1 pseudogene is annotated in these 1,623 nt (G+C 76.6%); it reads left to right on the forward strand.

The features are described from left to right. Positions 1 to 1,623 (forward strand): annotated as a pseudogene (locus tag EYA84_RS31585) (permease); the annotation flags it as partial.

A 1,623-nucleotide genomic window follows, 5' to 3' on the forward strand; every position in this document is an offset into this window, starting at 1 on the left:
TCGGCCCGCAAGCAACCCGTCGACGGCAGCGCACGGGCGGCGCACGGGCCGGGCGGCGGTGACGCGCCACCACGGGTACCCCGGCAGGGTGCCGGTTTCGGGGCGGGCGACCCGCCACCGGACGCGCCGGCCTGGCTGGACGCCGACGACCCGGAGCACCCGCCGGAAGCCTCCTCACGCGAGGTGCAGAACATCCCGCTCGGGCTCGGGGCGCTGCTGCTCGGGGTGGCCGCGGTGGTCTTCGCGGTGGTCGCGACCAGTTCGATGGACGCGCTGTCCCGGCTCGGCATCCTGCTGCTCGCCACCGTGCTCATGCTGCTCGCCCCGCCGGTGCTGGTCCGGCGTGGACTCACCTCCACCGCCGAGACCATCGCCGCGGTGGGCCTGCTCCTGGTGCCGCTGGCCGGGTACGCACTCTGGACCGTCGACGCCATCGGTGCCGGCGGTGCCTCCGGCGCGGTCTTCGCCGGAGTGATCTTCGCGGTCGCCGCCGCCGTCTCCGTCGGCTACGCCGGCTGGACCCGGCTGCGCGCTCCCCGCTTCGCGACCGTCCTGGCCGCGCAACCGGTGGTGCCGCTGCTGGCGTACGACCGGATCAGTGGACCGGTCGGCTGGGCGTTGGTGCTGACCGTGGTGGCCCTGCTCGACCTCTGGCTGGCCCGCTCCCCGGTCACCGTGGAGCAGTCGCACCCCGACGAGCCGACCCCGGTCCCGCTCGGCCGGACGAAGCCGCCCCGACAGCGACAGGCCGAGGGACGGCCCGAAGGAGCGCCGGAAGAGGCCGGTGAGCTGCTGGACCTCACCGGCACCGGGCGGGCCGCCCCGCCGACGCGACCGGTACCCGGGCTGCGGGAACTGACCTGGGCCCTGCACGGCGTCGCGGTCGCGGTCGCCGTCGCGTACGCGGTGACCGCCCTGGTGCGTGCCACCACCGTGCCGGGCGCCACCGTGGCCGGCCTGGTGCTGCTGCTGGCCGCCGCCGTCTGTCTGGCCGGGACGCTGGTGCTGCGGCGTCCGCCGCTGCCCGACCTCGGCGCGGGCGTCCTCACCCTGGCCGTCATCGGCGCGCTCGGCCGGATCGCCTCGGTGGCCCTGCCGGGGCGCGCCCTGCTGGTGATCGCGGCCGTCATCACGGTCACCGGCCTGGCCGTCCGGGCGGTGCCGGAATCCGCGCGTCGTGGCCCGCAGCTCGCCTCCGCGATCGCGTTGACGGTCACCGGGGTGCTCGTCGCCGGCAGCGCCCTCCGAGCCGGACTCGCCCCCCTCCAGGCCGCCCTGCCGGCCTGGGCGGCGGACCTGGACCGGTACCCGGCCGAACTGGCGGCTGCGGTGGGACCGGCTTCCTGGCAGCTCGCCACCAGTGCCTTCCTGTTGACCGTGGCCGCCGTGCTCGCCCTGCCACCGGAGATCCGTCGTGAGTTCGCGGTGACCGGTGCCGCGTTGACCGCGCTCGCCGTACCCGCCTCCTTCGGGCTGTCCTGGGCGTTGGCACCCTGGCCGATGGTGGTGACCGCGATCGGGATCGGGGCGGTCGGCCTCTCCGCGCGTACCCCTCGGGCCGCCCTGGCGCACGCGATCGCCGCCACCGGCGTCGGTCTGGCCGGTGCCGGCGCGGCCCTGGCC

Origin of the sequence: Verrucosispora sp. SN26_14.1 (assembly GCF_004307965.1) — a bacterium.
GTDB lineage: Bacteria > Actinomycetota > Actinomycetes > Mycobacteriales > Micromonosporaceae > Micromonospora.